Annotated in this window: 13 protein-coding genes; 12 read left to right on the top strand and 1 reads right to left on the bottom strand. The window is 34.8% G+C overall.

The genetic code is table 11. The features are described from left to right. Positions 1-4 precede the first annotated feature (4 nt). From AB674_RS11410 to AB674_RS11360, 11 genes are all read left to right on the top strand, one after another. Positions 5-2314 carry a patatin-like phospholipase family protein gene (locus tag AB674_RS11410; protein WP_047776687.1) on the top strand — a complete coding sequence of 770 codons (2310 nt, stop codon included), beginning with the start codon at positions 5-7 and terminating at the stop codon, positions 2312-2314. A 211-nt stretch (positions 2315-2525) separates the two neighbouring features. Beyond that, positions 2526-3683 carry a homogentisate 1,2-dioxygenase gene (locus tag AB674_RS11405; protein WP_047776686.1) on the top strand — a complete coding sequence of 386 codons (1158 nt, stop codon included), beginning with the start codon at positions 2526-2528 and terminating at the stop codon, positions 3681-3683. Positions 3684-3851: 168 nt separating this feature from the next. Further along, on the top strand, positions 3852-5012 hold the full coding sequence (gene hppD, locus AB674_RS11400) for a 4-hydroxyphenylpyruvate dioxygenase (RefSeq protein ID WP_047776848.1): 1161 nt from the start codon (positions 3852-3854) through the stop codon (positions 5010-5012). A gap of 294 nt (positions 5013-5306) precedes the next feature. Further along, complete coding sequence (locus AB674_RS11395) at positions 5307-6077, top strand: DUF3108 domain-containing protein (protein ID WP_047776684.1); 771 nt, start codon at positions 5307-5309, stop codon at positions 6075-6077. After that, complete coding sequence (locus tag AB674_RS11390; RefSeq protein ID WP_047776683.1) at positions 6077-7018, top strand: tryptophan 2,3-dioxygenase family protein; 942 nt, start codon at positions 6077-6079, stop codon at positions 7016-7018. The genes AB674_RS11395 and AB674_RS11390 overlap by 1 nt, the downstream gene beginning before the upstream one ends. A 23-nt stretch (positions 7019-7041) precedes the next feature. After that, complete coding sequence (locus AB674_RS11385; RefSeq protein WP_047776681.1) at positions 7042-8262, top strand: M23 family metallopeptidase; 1221 nt, start codon at positions 7042-7044, stop codon at positions 8260-8262. A gap of 144 nt (positions 8263-8406) precedes the next feature. Next, positions 8407-9024, top strand: coding sequence for a hypothetical protein (locus AB674_RS11380; RefSeq protein WP_047776679.1), 618 nt, complete (start codon positions 8407-8409; stop codon positions 9022-9024). A 746-nt stretch (positions 9025-9770) separates the two neighbouring features. Further along, positions 9771-11414 (top strand): glucose-6-phosphate isomerase, encoded by a 1644-nt coding sequence (pgi, locus tag AB674_RS11375; protein ID WP_047776677.1) that lies wholly within the window; start codon positions 9771-9773, stop codon positions 11412-11414. 321 nt (positions 11415-11735) lie between these two features. After that, positions 11736-14546, top strand: a complete 2811-nt coding sequence (locus AB674_RS11370) for a TonB-dependent receptor (RefSeq protein WP_047776676.1) — start codon at positions 11736-11738, stop codon at positions 14544-14546. 105 nt (positions 14547-14651) lie between these two features. Then, positions 14652-15077: a hypothetical protein gene (locus AB674_RS11365; RefSeq protein WP_047776847.1), complete on the top strand. Its 426-nt coding sequence runs from the start codon at positions 14652-14654 to the stop codon at positions 15075-15077. Between the two features lie 84 nt (positions 15078-15161). Further along, complete coding sequence (locus tag AB674_RS11360; protein ID WP_047776674.1) at positions 15162-15653, top strand: septal ring lytic transglycosylase RlpA family protein; 492 nt, start codon at positions 15162-15164, stop codon at positions 15651-15653. A 196-nt stretch (positions 15654-15849) separates the two neighbouring features. On the opposite strand, the gene AB674_RS11355 is transcribed toward AB674_RS11360, so the two are convergent. Next, on the bottom strand, positions 15850-16305 hold the full coding sequence (locus AB674_RS11355) for a DinB family protein (protein WP_047776673.1): 456 nt from the start codon (positions 16303-16305) through the stop codon (positions 15850-15852). Between the two features lie 78 nt (positions 16306-16383). Between AB674_RS11355 and AB674_RS11350 the strand changes: the two genes are divergently transcribed. Continuing rightward, positions 16384-16734: an arsenate reductase family protein gene (locus AB674_RS11350; RefSeq protein WP_047776671.1), complete on the top strand. Its 351-nt coding sequence runs from the start codon at positions 16384-16386 to the stop codon at positions 16732-16734. Positions 16735-16796 lie beyond the last annotated feature (62 nt).

Below are 16796 nucleotides of genomic sequence, written 5' to 3'. Positions count from 1 at the left end.
TTTTATGCGCCCAATTCAGCCGTCCATTTCAAATACTCAGTCACAAAGATTTTTACGTCTCCCACAGCCTTTCCTTTCAATACGGAATGTGCCGTTGCTTCTTTTTATATGCTTGTTTTTAAATACTCAAAGCTCTTTTTCTCAGGAAAACGAAAAAAAAGCGACACAAGACACGGTGAGAAGACCCAAAATTGGTTTGGTTTTAAGTGGTGGTGGCGCCAAAGGATTTGCTCATATTGGTGTTCTGAAAGTATTAGAAGAAGCCGGAATAAAAATTGACTATATTGGAGGAACCAGTATGGGATCTGTTATTGGCGGTCTTTATGCCTCCGGTTACAACGCTGCTCAAATTGATTCGATATTCAAAAAGACCAATTTCGACGAACTAATAAACGACTATATTCCGCGCTCGTCAAAAAACTTTTATGGCAAAAAGAATGACGAGTTATATGCCATTATTTTACCCTTTAGTAATTTCAGAATTGGTATTCCCGAAGCACTTTCAAAAGGAATGTACAATTATAATTTATTGAGCAGTCTGACACGAAATGTACGTCATATTCGCGATTTCAATAAACTGCCAACACCCTTCCTGTGTATTGGAACGAATATCGAAACAGGTGAAGAGGTTTTACTTAATAAAGGGAATCTCGTTCAGGCAATGGTAGCAAGTGCCGCCTTTCCGTCCTTATTTACTCCTGTAGAAATAGACGGAAAATTATTAGTAGATGGTGGAGTTGTCAACAATTACCCTATAAAAGAAGTTCGAAACCTTGGCGCCGATATTATTATTGGGGTCGATGTTCAGGATGATTTATTAAATCGAAAGGGACTTAAAAATGCAACCCGAATATTAGTTCAGATTACCAATCTACAATCGATTGATAAAATGAAAAGCAAAATAAAGGATACCGATATTTACATCAGACCCGATATCCGCGATTATGGTGTGGTTTCGTTTGATAAAGGAGAAGAAATAATCCGAAAAGGAGAAGAAGCAGCCTTTGCCGTTTACGAAAAAATCAAATCGTTAACCGACGAAAATCATTTTTACAAAAAACCAAAATTAAAAATAGGCACGGACACCCTTCAAATAAAAAAAATAAACAACGACAAACTAGACAATTACACTAAAGAATACATTCGGGGTAAACTCCGTTTTAAACCCGGAAGTACTATAACGTACGACGATTTGAAAACGGGAATAAACAATCTGAACGCTACGCAAAACTTTAGCACGATTTCGTATTGTTTAGAACCCGACGGAGATCAGGACGATTTAGACCTTACTTTACAAGAAAATCCAACGCAAACTTTTCTAAAACTTGGTTTGCACTATGATGGTCTTTACAAAAGTGGCATTTTGCTGAACCTTACCCATAAAAAGACATTACTGAAAAATGATGTCACTTCTCTGGACATTATTTTAGGAGATAATTTCAGATATGATTTTAATTATTATGTTGAAAACGGTTTCAACATCAGCTTTGGATTTCGTTCCAGATTAAACAAGTTCAACCGAAACGTTACTAGTAATTTTAACAATCTTCCAAAGGAAAATGTGGAAACAAATCAGATCAACGTAGATTTTACCGACCTGACCAATCAAGCTTATTTTCAAACGATCTTTGTCCAAAAGTTTCTCATGGGCGGAGGTTTAGAATACAAATATTTAAAAATAAGTTCCCCAACTCTAGCAGACATCGAGCAGGTTATTGAGAAAAGTAACTACTTCAGTGTTTTTGGTTATCTGAAATATGATTCTTTTGACAACAAAAGCTTTCCTCATTCGGGATTGTATTTTTCTACCGACCTGCAAACCTATTTAACATCTTCCAATTACACCAAAGCATTCAAGCCTTTCTCAACTGCAAAGGCCGAAATTGCCTTTGCTGGCACACTTTATAAAAAAGCGACCTTCAAAATCGGAACGGATGCCGGATTTAATATTGGCAGTGATAGTGTTCCTTTTTTCGATTATATTTTTGGAGGATACGGCTTTAACAAAATAAACAACTTCAATTATTTTTACGGATACGACTTCTTAAGCATTACCGGAAACAGTTACATAAAAGCAGATCTGACCGTTGATTATGAAATATTTAAAAAGAACCACGTTAATATTTCAGCCAATTTTGCCAACCTCGGTGATGATATTTTCACCACGACAGACTGGATCTCAATGCCCAAATATTCAGGCTATGCCGTAGGTTACGGACTCGAAACCATTATTGGTCCTATCGAAATTAAACATTCCTGGTCTCCTGAGATGTCAAAGAATTTTACTTGGTTTAGTATTGGATTTTTATTTTAATTTGCAATTTAAATCAATAAAAATTACGACATTTGTTATAATGAAAACAGAATGGACAGGTTTATTGGAGTATCTTCAATTTCTTATTAAGAGAAATCCGGAGTAATGCTATCGAATTGAATAATTAGCCAACTTAGAAAATGAGCTAGTTATCTGTTCACAATTTACATTTTCTAATTATCTAATTTATAAATTATCTAATTGAAAAACGATGCCATTATACCACAAACTTGGAGATTTTCCTCAAAAAAGACACACCCAATTCGAGAAACCAAACGGAGGTTTTTATTACGAACAATTATTCGGAACTGAAGGTTTTCACGGACATTCCTCCTTGTCTTATCATGTTCACAGACCAACGCAGGTTAAAGAAATTTTAAATTCTTATTCGGTTGAACCTAAAATTGCAATCGGAAAAAACATAAAATCATTACTATTTAAAGGATTTGAATTAAAACCGGAAAATGATTTTTTAGACAGTCGTAAAGCAATGATGGTCAATAAAGACTGTATTATTGGTTTGGCAGCTCCTAAAGAATCACTTCGAAATTATTTCTATAAAAATGCCGATGCCGACGAAATGCTTTTCATCCATAAAGGAAAAGGAAAGTTACGTACGATGCTGGGCAATATTCCTTTTGAATATGGAGATTATCTGATTATTCCAAGAGGAGTTATCTATCAAATAGATTTTGAGACTACCGAAAACCGACTTTTTTATGTCGAATCTTATTCTCCTTTTTACACTCCAAAACGTTATAAAAACCAATCGGGTCAGCATTTAGAGCATTCGCCATTTTGCGAACGAGACTTTATTTTGCCAAACGAGTTGGAAACACACGATGAAAAAGGTGATTTTTTAATTAAAATCAAAAAAGAAGGAATGATTCATGAAGTTGTTTACGCCACACACCCATTTGATGTTATTGGATGGGACGGCTACAATTTTCCTTATGGATTTTCCATTCATAATTTCGAACCTATAACCGGACGTGTGCATCAACCGCCACCGGTACACCAAACTTTTGAAACAGCAACTTTTGTTGTTTGCTCTTTCTGTCCAAGACTTTACGATTATCATCCAAAAGCAATTCCGGCACCTTATAACCACAGCAACATTGATTCAGACGAAGTACTGTATTATGTTGATGGCGATTTTATGAGCCGTAATAATATTGAGCAGGGTCATATCACTTTACATCCAAAAGGAATTCCACATGGTCCGGCACCGGGCGCAATGGAACGCAGTATTGGTCATAAAGAAACACAGGAATTAGCCGTTATGGTTGATACTTTCAGACCACTTATGGTAACGGAAGAAGCCATGGGTCTTGACGATGGTCAGTATTACAAATCCTGGACGGAGTAAAATAAGACGTAACCTGTTTAACCGCAAAGTGCGCTAAGAATTTACGCAAAGGCCGCAAGGGTTATATTATCCTTGCTGATGAATATTAGTAATCCTTGGCTATTAAAAAAAACAAATCAAAAAAAACAATTTCGAACTTCAAACTTCGAAGAAAAAAACATAGAAAACATGAGTAAAGAAGTAAAATCAGTAGAATACGGATTAGAGAAAATCTTCGAAGGAGCACAAGACTTCCTTCCTTTATTAGGAACAGATTATGTAGAATTCTACGTAGGAAATGCAAAACAATCAGCACATTATTATAAAACGGCTTTCGGTTATCAATCATTAGCCTATGCAGGATTGGAAACTGGAGTAAAAGACAAAGCTTCTTATGTTTTGAAACAAGACAAAATCAGAATTGTTCTTACGACTCCATTAACACAGGATTCTCCAATACACGAACATCTTAAAAAACATGGTGACGGTGTAAAAGTTGCCGCTTTATGGGTTGAAGATGCCAGAAGTGCTTATGAAGAAACGATGAAACGTGGTGCCCGTTCTTTTATGGAACCAACTGTTGAGTCAGATGAATTTGGAGAAGTGATTCGTTCGGGAATTTACACCTACGGAGAAACGGTTCATATTTTTGTAGAAAGAAAAAACTATAACGGTATCTTCTTACCGGGTTATAAAGAATGGAAATCAGACTATAATCCCGAGCCAACAGGATTGAAATACATCGATCACATGGTAGGAAATGTAGGTTGGAATGAAATGAATACCTGGGTAAAATTCTACGAAGACGTTATGGGATTCGTAAACTTCTTATCTTTTGACGACAAACAAATCAATACCGAATATTCGGCTTTGATGAGTAAAGTAATGTCTAATGGAAACGGAAGAATCAAATTCCCAATTAACGAACCGGCAGAAGGAAAGAAAAGATCTCAAATTGAGGAATACTTAGATTTCTACGGAGGTCCCGGAATTCAGCACATCGCAATTGCTACAGACGATATTATCAAAACGGTATCTGAATTAAAAGCAAGAGGTGTTGACTTTTTGTCTGCACCACCTCATACCTATTACCAAGCTATTCCTGAAAGATTAGGAGTGCATATGGATATGATGAAAGAGGATATTAATGAAATTGAAAAGTTAGCCATTATGGTCGATGCCGATGAAGATGGTTACTTATTACAAATATTTACAAAACCTGTTCAGGACAGACCTACCTTATTTTTCGAAATTATTCAAAGAATGGGAGCAAAAGGATTCGGCGCAGGAAACTTTAAAGCCCTTTTTGAGTCAATCGAGAGAGAACAGGAATTGCGAGGAACTTTGTAAAAACGCATTATTTTTACATTATGCAAAAAAATTCTCTGTAAAACGATGCTTTTAATGCAAATGATATGTTAAACTCACTTTTTACTATTTATTTCTTGAACTTTGTATCTATCTTTGCACTCGCAAATCAGGAAGGGGTGGTTTCCTTCCGAATTGATATAAATTTCATAATTTATAGTTTTTTGGTTAGTTAATAGCATAAAAACTCAGTCATTCCTTGACTGAGTTTTTTTGTTTTGGTACATTTGGAATAGAATTTGCATTTATCCTCATAAATAACTGTCAATTAGCACTATGAAAAAAATAGTCCTCATCCTATTAGTTCTCACTACATTTAGTTTCGACTCTCAAAAAGAAGATGCCTTCGATACTGGAGAATATTTCAAATTTAGAATTCATTACGGAATCATAAACGCCGGCTATGCAACTTTAGAAATAAAAGATGCTACGGTAAACAACAAAAAAGTGTTTCATGCGGTAGGCAAAGGTTACACCACCGGAATGTCGAAACTCTTTTTTAAAGTCGAAGATTTATACGAAAGTTATTTTGACAAAGAAACCGGCAGTCCCTATCGATACGTCAGAAAAATAAACGAAGGCGGATACACCAAAAATCAGGAAGGTTTTTTTAATCAAAATGAAAATAGAATTCTGGTAAAAGACTACAAACGTAACACCGAAAAAACGCTCGTAACAACTGACGCTGTTCAGGATATCGTCTCCTCTTTTTACTACTTGAGAAATCATCCGAATATAGACAAACTTAAATCCGGCGACTCCATTACAATCGACATGTTTTTTGATGATGAAATCACAAAATTTAAGTTAAAATTTATAGGCCGTCAAGATATTACGACTAAATTTGGAACCGTTTCTACAATGGTCTTCAAGCCTCTTGTACAAACAGGAAGAGTATTCAAAGAAAAAGAAAGTTTAACGCTTTGGATCACAGACGACAATAACAAAGTCCCGATTAGAATTAAAGCAGACCTCGCCGTAGGTTCTCTTAAAGCAGATCTTGACGAATACAAAGGATTAAAAAATCCATTTAAAGCAAAAAAATAATGAACACCCCAGATAATACGGAATCCATCTTAAAAGAAATTGATCTTAAATTTCAAGCTATAAATCAAAAAACAGAAGTTCAACTTGAAGGTTTGCTTTGGTCAAAACCAATCACCTATTGGGATTACATTCAGACCGATGCTCTTTTGAGTCTTCAAACACAACGCACTACCCTTCCTGATGAAATGGTATTTATCATGTACCATCAGGTAAATGAGTTGATTTTCAAAATGATCTTATGGGAAATTGACCAGATTGCGGATACCGAAAACATTCAGGTTGCTTTTTTTAGTGAAAGACTATCCCGAATCACTCGTTATTTTGACATGCTGACCAATTCCTTCAGCATTATGGAAAACGGAATGGAAGTAGAACAATACATGAAGTTCAGAAACACTCTAACTCCGGCAAGTGGTTTTCAAAGTGCACAATACCGCTTAATTGAATTTGCCTCTACCGATGTAATCAATCTAACAGATCGCAGATACAAAGCCAACTTTGACGAAAATACCGATTTAGAAACCAGTTTCGAACATTTGTATTGGCAGGCCGCAGGAAAAGATTACCAAACAGGCAAAAAGTCGTACTTACTTCAGGAATTCGAGAACAAATACAAGGAACAGTTTTTACGTCAAATCACTACATTTAAAACAAAAAACATCTGGCAAAAATTTACTCAGCTACCTGAAGAAGACCAACTAAATCCGGAACTAATTCAAGCGATGCGTCATTACGACCATACGGTTAATATTACCTGGGTTATGCAACACCTTAATACTGCAAGAAAATACATACTGGAAAGCGGAAAAGGCAATGGAGAAGCTACGGGCGGAAGCGATTGGCAAAAATATATGCATCCAAAATACCAAAGACGCATCTTTTTTCCTAAATTGTGGACCGAAGAAGAATTGTCCAATTGGGGTAACGAAACCATCGTTTAATTTCCCAGTAAAAAAATAAAAGTTTGAAAAAAGCAGTCGTAATTATTATAATATTGTTTTCAATATTTTCATGTAAAAAAACAGAAGAGAAAGTCGAAACCAAAATTACCAAACCAAAAGCTAAAAAAGTTGAATTTGGTTTTAATTACACTGATTTTAATGTTATTCACGACACCATCCAAAAAGGAGATTCTTTTGGATCTATCTTCCAAGGTCAAAATATTGGAGATAAAAAAGTGTATGACATTGTAGAACAGATCAAAGATTCTTTTAACGTAAGAAGCATTCGTTACAACAAACCTTATACGTTACTTCGATCCAAAAACAAAACAAACAACCTTCAGGTTTTTATTTATCAGCCCGATGCCTTGACCTATTATGTGGTTGATTTCAGAGACAGTATCGCAAAAGCTTATAAAAAAGTAAAACCCGTTACACTAAAACGTAAAATTATTGGTGGTGTTTTAAAAAGCTCTTTATCCGAAACTTTAGGAAATGAAAGCGTTGAAACAGCCCTTGCCAGCAGAATCACCAAAGTATTCTCGTGGTCCATTGACTTTTTTAAACTCAAAAAAGGAGATCGTTACGGACTCATTTTCACGGAACGTTTTATAAACAATAAAGTTTACGACGGAGTTGAAGAGCTGGAAGCTGCTTTTTTTGAATATAAAGGAAAAATCATTTATGCTTTTCCGTTTGAGAAGGACACGCTTTCAGGAAAAATAGAATACTATGATGATCAAGGAAGAACATTAAAAAACTTTTTCTTAAAAACACCGATCAAATTCAGCCGAATCACTTCTCGTTTTACCATGAACAGATTCCATCCCGTGCAACACACCTGGAAAGCACACAAAGGAACCGATTATGCCGCTCCAACCGGAACTCCGATTTCTACAACGGCATCCGGAGTTGTTGAAGCAACAGGATATACAGCCGGAAACGGAAACTTTGTAAAAGTAAAACACAACGGAACCTACTCGACTCAATACTTACACATGTCCAGAATTTTAGTGCGCCGTGGTCAACGTGTAACACAGGGACAAAAAATAGGCTTAGTAGGAAGTACCGGTCTTGCATCAGGACCACATGTTTGCTACCGTTTCTGGAAAAATGGCGTTCAGGTAGATGCCCTTCGACTTAATTTACCAACCGGAGAATCTTTGACCGGAAACGACAGAACCCGCTTCATGAAACAAACTGAACCGTTAAAAAGAGAATTGGACAGCATTGGGAATTTGTAACAACGTTTTCTAAAGCAGAATCAAATATCATTTCTAAAATTTAAAAAGAACAAAGATCGATGTCGTATCGATCTTTGTTCTTTTTTTATTAATTAATTCAAATCGTATCTAAAAACTTCACAACCATTTTTCAAAAATCAATTTATGAAATTAAAAACTGCTTTGTTATTTGCGCTGCTATTCTCTAACTTTATTTTTAGCCAAAACACAATCAAACTTACCGCCAATTACGGAAGTGAGAATAATGACATTCAGAATTTATTGGATTTTGACGATATTTATATTGAACAACTCCATTTTGAAGGCGAAAATCTCAAAGGAAAACATTACGAAATAAGTCTTCAGGAATTTACAAAAGGAAAACTCACTCATACTTACAGCCTTTTTGACACTTATGGAAATAATGATTACTTCAAATTAAAATCAAATAAAGAATCCTTAAAGTTCTTCTTTAAAACAACAGATAAAAAAGTAAAGATATATGTACAAGGCACTCAATTAGGAAGCAAAACAGTTTATTTCAAACTAAAAAGCCCTTTTGAAGATTATGCGCTGAAAGATTTCTTTGGCAGTAAAAAAGAACTAAACTTTGATATTAGCAATAACCAGGAAATCCCACTCCTTGCGTTAATCACTCCAACCATCCACAAAGACGGTTCAAGTTCTTATTGCGAAGTAGCTCAATCTGACATCAAACCGGAAAACTTTGGAACACATTTTAAAATTCCACACTACTTTATAATAACCATAAAACTCAAATAAAAATAAAGCTGACCTACCTGCAGTGCATTTAGAAAACAAGTCATTAAAAATTATTCCAATTACTGTAAATTATAAAGTTGAAATTCATACATAACAATTTATTAGTAGAACTTTCAACAAATCGCGAGAGTTTTTTATTGCAAATATCATTTATCACCACTAAGATTAGTCTTTTCCATTACAAATAAACAATCCGGTTTTGAATAGCCGTTGGTTTTAACCAACGGTAACGTAGGGTTGAATAAAGAGGCTTTAGCCAAAACCTTAAGTATAGTTTTGGATTAAAGCCCAACACCATTAAGTTAGTGATTCTCAAAAAAAGCCTCACGCAGATTTTAGCAGATCAAAATAAAAAAAATCCGCAAAATCCGCAAAATCCGCAAAATCTGCGTGAAAAAACATCTTAACTTAATGATGTTGAGCTTCATCTGGAGGTAAATAATTGAGCGGTATAATTCGGCTAAAACCATTAAATCTTGAACTAATTATATCCCTCTAGATGAAACTGGAAGCTATTCAAAAATTACATCTAAAATAATTTAAACAAAAACATTGCTTAAATACACTACGAGTCTAACCTTTATTTGTTTAACACTTTATCGATATCGCTTTTTCAGGATTAAAAACTAAAAATCAGGAAAACGTTTTCGTAACTAATTGTTATATAATTGCAAAGCTTTAAGCTATTAAAAACTAATTTCAGTATTTTTGTTTTTGATAATCCTATCCTTAATTAAACAAAAAAAATGGCTTTAAACACAACAAACCCAACCGGGACTGAAGCGTGGAAAAATCTGCAAAACCACTATAACGCTACTCATAAAACTACGATACAGGAATTATTTCAACAAGATACTGCTCGCGTTGAAAAATTCAACTTACAATGGAACGACTTTTTAGTAGACTATTCTAAAAACAACATTAGTTCCGAAACGATCTCACTTTTACTGAAACTGGCCAATTCTATTGGATTAAAAAATGCCATTGCAGATTATTTCAATGGAGAGATCATTAACCTGACAGAAAACAGAGCCGTTTTGCACACTGCATTGCGTGCTCCTGAAGCTGCCGTAATAAAAGTGGATGAAGAAAATGTAATTCCGGAAGTTTATGAAGTAAAAAACAAAATAAAAAACTTTACTCAGGAAGTTATATCCGGTCAAAGAAAAGGTTTCACAGGAAAAGCGTTTACTGATATCGTGAATATTGGTATTGGAGGTTCTGATCTTGGTCCGGTTATGGCGGTGGAAGCTTTACAATTTTACAAAAACCATCTGAACTTACATTTTGTTTCTAATGTCGATGGAGATCATGTAAACGAGATAATCAAAAAGTTAAATCCCGAGACCACTCTTTTCCTGATTGTTTCTAAAACGTTTACTACACAAGAAACGTTAACCAATTCTGAAACTATAAAAGAATGGTTTTTAAAATCGGCAAAACAAGAAGATATCGCCAAACATTTTGTGGCAGTATCGACAAACATCCAGAAAGTAACCGAATTCGGAATCAATCCTGACAATGTTTTCCCAATGTGGGATTGGGTTGGAGGAAGATTTTCTTTGTGGAGCGCTGTTGGTTTGAGCATTGCATTGGCCATTGGTTTTGATAATTTTAATGATTTACTAGAGGGTGCTTATGAAATGGATGAGCATTTTAAAACCGCCGAATTCGAGAAAAACATTCCGGTAACCCTAGCCTTACTAAGCGTTTGGTACAATAATTTCTTTGGAGCGGAGAGCGAAGCTTTGATTCCTTATACTCAGTACTTACAAAAATTAGCTCCGTACTTGCAACAGGCTACCATGGAAAGCAACGGAAAAAGTGTCGGGCGCGACGGAAAACCGGTAAACTACCAAACCGGAACTATCATCTGGGGAGAGCCGGGAACGAATTCGCAGCATGCTTTTTTCCAATTAATCCACCAGGGGACAAAAATAATTCCAACAGATTTTATTGGATTTGTAAAACCTTTATACGGAAATGAAGACCATCACGATAAATTGATGTCCAACTTTTTTGCACAAACAGAAGCTTTGTTACACGGAAAAACCACCGATCAGGTTCAGGCAGAATTTGACAAACAAGGACTTTCTCCGGAAAAAGCAGCTTACTTACAACCGTTCAAAGTTTTCACAGGAAACAAACCAACAAATACGATCCTGATTCAAAAACTAACACCAAAATCATTAGGTTCTTTAATTGCTTTATATGAACATAAAATTTTTGTACAGGGAATCATTTGGAATATTTTCAGCTTCGATCAATGGGGAGTGGAATTAGGAAAACAGCTCGCCAATTCTATATTAGATGAAATAAATACTAAAACTGTAAAAACGCACGACAGTTCAACTACATTCTTATTGAATCATTTTTTAAGAAATAAGTAAATTCACACTCCTTTATAACACACTGAAACGCTTTAATTTAACACAAATTAAGGCGTTTTTTCGCATAAAACACCCTGTAAACAGACCATCTGAACACCACTTTGAACGTTTTAGACTACAACACTGTAAAAAACATTATCATTTTAACAAAAAACAGCCCCTAAAATTCAAAAAAAAGTCATTTTGTTTAACACAAAAAGAAAAAATCATTTTAATACGCAACATATTATACAAAACTTGCTTTTCTTAACATTTTGATAACATTATCCGATTTAATTGTTATAATTTTGCCAAAAACAATAAACAATAAACTAATAACAAATGAAGACAATGAAAAATTGGTTACTTACTGGACTTTTGTTCATGATAGTTTCAACCGTATTTTCTCAAGGAAAAGTTTCCGGTACTATTACCGACGACGCGGGTGCAACTTTACCTGGAGCGAATGTTGCTGTTAAAGGTTCTACTAATGGGACTTCAACAGACTTCGATGGTAAATTTACAATCGACGTTAAAACTAGTACGGGAGAATTGGTTATTACCTATTTAGGATACGATTCAAAAACCTTAAAATTTTCAGTTTTAAACGGCGCAACAACTAATTTAGGCGCAATCGTTTTGGAAAGTAATTCAAACGAATTAAGCGAAATTGTAGTAAAAAGTACAGTAGTTGATATCGCAAAAGACAGAAAAACTCCTGTTGCTGTATCGACAATTAAGGCTGCTGAAATCCAGGAAAAACTTGGAACTCAGGAGTTTCCGGAAATCCTAAGAAACACTCCTTCTGTTTATGTAACTAAATCAGGTGGTGGTTTCGGAGATTCAAGAATCAATATTCGTGGTTTTGACCAGAAAAACATTGCTGTTATGATTAACGGTATGCCGGTTAACGATATGGAAAACGGTTCTGTATTCTGGAGTAACTGGGCTGGTTTATCAGATGTTACTTCTGCTATGCAGGTACAAAGAGGTTTAGGTTCTTCTAAACTTGCAACTCCTTCTGTTGGAGGTACGATCAACATTGTAACTAGATCTTCAGACAAAAAAGAAGGTGGATCATTCTCTTCTGGTTTTGGAAATGGAAGAAACTTTAAAGTTCAAGGTTCATACAATACAGGAAAATTAGCAAACGGACTTTCTGCTTCTGTATTATTATCTCAAACAATGGGAGATGGATACATCAACGGTACTCAATTTGAAGGAACAAACTATTTTATTGCTTTAGGATACGCTACTAAAAATAACAAACATGACTTTCAGTTTACTTTAACTGGTGCTCCTCAATCACATAGTCAAAGATCTACAGTTTCTACCATTGCAACGTACCAAAAATATGGTTCATTAAGCGATCCGAACATCAGATACAATGCTGATGCAGGATATTTAAATGGTGAAGAATATAACATCAGAAAAAATTACTACCACAAGCCGGTAGCTTCTTTTAACTGGGATTACAAAATCAACGAAACTACAAAATTATCTACAGTTCTTTACGCTTCTATGGGTCGTGGTGCTGGTGCTGGTGCTACTGGTGGTGTTGGAGGATTAATCTACAACAGTCCAGCATTTTTATTACCTAACGGAATGGTTAACTACGATAAAATACAAGCATGGAACTCTGGTCAGGGAACTGTTAACTTTAACGGAGCAAACCAAACAAGAACACAAATTGGTGGTGTTTACCAAAACAGTTCTTCAACAGGTAGAACAGGGACATCAGCGGCAAATTATGTTTACAATACTACATCAGGTATTTCGCAAACATCATCTATCAACTCACATGACTGGTTTGGTGCTGTAATCAACTTGAACAAAAAATTAACGGAGTCCTTAACTCTTGATTTCGGTCTTGATGCAAGAACTTACACAGGATACCACTTTACAGTAGTAAATGATTTATTAGGTGGAGGTGAATTTTATGACAACAACATTGCTAGTTTAAAACCAGCAGGAAGACACCTTACAAGTACTTACCCAACAGAGGTTCAATGGAATGTTTTCGACAAAAAATCGTACGACAAAATTTCATTTAACAGTACTGGAAAAGTAAAATGGTTAGGTCTTTTTACACAACTAGAATACTCTAAAGATAATTTAACTGTATTTGTTCAGGGAGCTGCTTCTCAACAAGGATTTAAGAGAGAAGATGACTTCGTATATCTTCCAACTGATAAATTAGCTTCTACAAGCTACAAAAACATCTTTGGAGGTAACGTAAAAGGAGGTGCCAACTACAACATTAACGAAAAAAACAATGTTTATGTTAATGCAGGTTATTACTCAAGACAACCTTTCTTTAACTCTGTTTACCCTAACAACAGATCTATCGTAAACCCAAATCTTACTAATGAGAAAATTACTGGATTTGAGGCTGGATACGGTTTCCGTTCAAGACTTTTTAATGCTACAGTAAACGTTTACAACACTACTTGGAACGACAGATACTTAAAAGGTAATGCATTACCAAGCGACAATACTACTTACACAGAATACCTAGGTCTTAACGAGGTACACTCTGGAATTGAAATAGAAGCAAATTCTAATATTACAGAAAAACTAAAAGTTAACGCAATGTTCTCTTATGGAATCTGGGAATACAAAGGAAATGCAACTGTTAATGCTTACTTCCAAGCAGACAACTCACCAGTTACAGGATTTACTGACGTACCAGTTTATATGGACAAAGTAAAAGTTGGTGATGCTGCTCAAATGACAGCTTCTTTGGGAGCTTCTTATGAAGTTTTAACACGAGTAACTATTGATGCTAACTATAATTTTAATGATAAATTATACGCAGGAATTAGCCCAACTAACTTCTCTTCTCCAACAAACAAAGGAGCATTAGAATTACCTTCTTACGGTTTAGTAGATGCTGGTTTCTCTTACAAGATGTTAACTGGAAAAAACAAAGACAAATCTGTTAACTTCAGATTAAACGTAAACAACTTGTTTGATAAGATCTATATTGCTGAGTCAAGAACAAACATTTTCGCAAGCGACAATGTAACTTCAAACGCTGCTGCAGGAACTTATGCTTCTAACAACAGACTTTACAAAGGAATTGCTGACGGTAACCAAGTATTCTTTGGTTTCGGAAGAACTTGGAACTTCACATTACGTTATGATTTCTAATATTTAGAATCTAAATAAATACCAAAAACGGCATTGACTTTTAGTTTAATGCCGTTTTTTTATAGTCCTTTTTTGTTATATTTGTTTTCAACAAAAAAACATTTTATGTACCATTTTATACAAAAACTCCACTCTGGCTGGGCTTATCTGGCATTGTTGGTTTTATTGATTGCCGTTGTAAATGCCATTATTGGCCTTACTTCAAAAAAAGAGTTTACAGCAAAAGACCGCAAAATTGCTTTATTTGCTTTAATCGGAGCGCACACCCAACTTTTAATCGGTCTAATTCTTTATTTTGTATCTCCTTTAGGGAAAGCTGCTTTTGGACAAATGTCTAATGCCGAACTTAGATTAACTTCATTAGAACACCCGCTAATCAACATTATTGCTATAGCTTTAATAACTATTGGTTGGTCAAAACATAAAAAACTTATCAATAGCACATCAAAATTTAAAACATTTGCTATTTTTTACGGATTAGGATTATTACTAATCTTTAGCAGAATACCATGGAACCTTTGGTTTCAATAAAAAAAATTAAGTCCTAAAAAATAGGACTTTTTTTATCTCGGCATATTATTTGTACAAACTCCCCAAGTCTGAAAAAAATAAACTATGAGAATTAAAAAAAACATTTTAATCCCTTCACTTACATTACTTTTTTTAAGTTGTTTTACTTATGTCATAAGTCAAACGAAACCCACTACAGAACCTAAAATCATTCAGGATACTGTAAAAAATGTTAAACCGAATATAATTGCAATCCCAACAGATTCTGTTTTTACTGACAAAGGTTTAAAATTAAAGCCGTACAAGAAAAATGCACATGCCTCCTACTACGCCGACCGTTTTAACGGAAAAAAGACAGCCAATGGAAGCCGATTCAGTAACAGTGCCTATACTGCAGCGCATAAAAAACTTCCCTTCGGAACTAGAATAAAAGTTACAAATGAAGCCAACGGAAAATTTGTAATTGTAAAGGTTACAGATCGCGGTCCATTTGTTAGAACCAGAGAACTCGATTTGTCGAAAAGAGCCTTTATGGAAATCACCAAAAGCAAAGGTGCCGGTGCCATGAAAGTCACAATCGAAACTATAATAGAATAAAAAATAGCCGTCTCACAACAGAGACGGCTATTTTCTTTTACGAATACTGAAGAAGCACTAAATAACAAGGTTTAAACCATATAAATTATATAAGAAAATATAAGTTTAGCTTAACATGAACTTACATCACTTATATGGTTTAAAAAAAGCTTTATGTTTCACAAAAATATCTGTTTACCAACTGCAAACTTATTCCTTAAACCAACTTCCTGATGCTCATTATCACACCCGTGTGAATTCCTTCATGAAAGTTATTGAAGCTAAACGCATCCTCTATATTATGAAGCGTAAATCCGATACTTGTTGTATATTCCTGATATCCTTTGAAAAGCTGATTCTCAAAATCTAAAATAGCCTGATCAAAAGTTTCCTGAAGCAATTTTCGCACCTCATCAACTTCAGCTTGTGAAACATCACCTTCGGGTTTAGTGTCTTTTCTGTATTTGGCAATAAATTCATCCGAAACCTTCATTGGTAAACCTGACAATTTATACAATAAAACCTGCTGCGTAGCGACACAATGCGCCATATTCCAAATCAAATTATTACTAAAACCGTCCGGAATTTTATTCAACTGTTCTAGCGAATGACCGTCCAAAACCTTTAAAAGAACGTTTCTTATCGTTCTGTGTACTTCAAAAACTGAATTCATAATTGTAATTTTTTTATAAAATTAGGCATTTTTATATTTCAAATGAATTTTCTTTGTACTCAATTAAATTTAGAAATCATGAACAAAATATATTACCTGGCTTCTTGCGATACTTGCAGAAAAATCATCAAAAACCTACCTAAAGACAACAATTTGGTTTTTCACGACATCAAGCAAAATCCGATAACCGAAGCAGAACTAGAAGAAATGTATCAGCTTTCGGGGAGTTACGAAGCTTTGTTCAGTAAAAAAGCACAGTTGTACAAATCGATGGATTTGAAAAACAAAGCATTGACCGAAGCCGATTTTAAAAAATACATCCTCGAGCATTATACTTTCATAAGCCGCCCGGTTTTTATTATAGATGGTAAAATTTATGTCGGCAACACACAGCAAAATATCTTGCAGGTGATGAAAGCTTTGGAATAAAAGCCCGTCAAAAACAACCTTCACAAAAATTACCCACGAATTTCACAAATAAAACCCGCCCG

This window comes from Flavobacterium sp. ABG (genome assembly GCF_001027725.1).
GTDB classification, from domain to species: Bacteria; Bacteroidota; Bacteroidia; order Flavobacteriales; family Flavobacteriaceae; genus Flavobacterium; species Flavobacterium cupriresistens.
This window is presented reverse-complemented; position numbering and strand designations above follow the sequence as displayed.